The 207-nt window shown below is 54.6% G+C and carries 1 protein-coding gene; it reads left to right on the top strand.

Features of this window, described 5'->3' with window-relative positions:
- The coding region (locus tag BFP93_RS00005) for an immunoglobulin-like domain-containing protein (protein WP_141687912.1) at positions 1 to 207 on the top strand (207 nt) is incomplete at both ends.

Here is a 207-nt window from a genome sequence, read left to right as displayed (position 1 = left end):
TCAACGAAGGTGGCCAGATCACGTACACCGCGACCTTGAGCAACAAGGCCGGTACTGACGTCACTCTGAAACTGGATAACGGTTCAAACATCACTATCAAAGCCGGCGACACTGTCGGCACTGTGACTGTGCCTGCGCCTACCGATGACGTGTTCATCGACAAGAGCACTCAAACCGTCAAGATTACCGACGCAACGGGCGGCAACT

It is taken from the genome of Pseudomonas sp. 44 R 15, from assembly GCF_900004965.1.
Taxonomy (GTDB): Bacteria; Pseudomonadota; Gammaproteobacteria; order Pseudomonadales; family Pseudomonadaceae; genus Aquipseudomonas; species Aquipseudomonas orientalis_A.
Note: the sequence above shows the minus strand (reverse complement) of the source record. Positions and strands in the feature narration are given on the sequence as shown.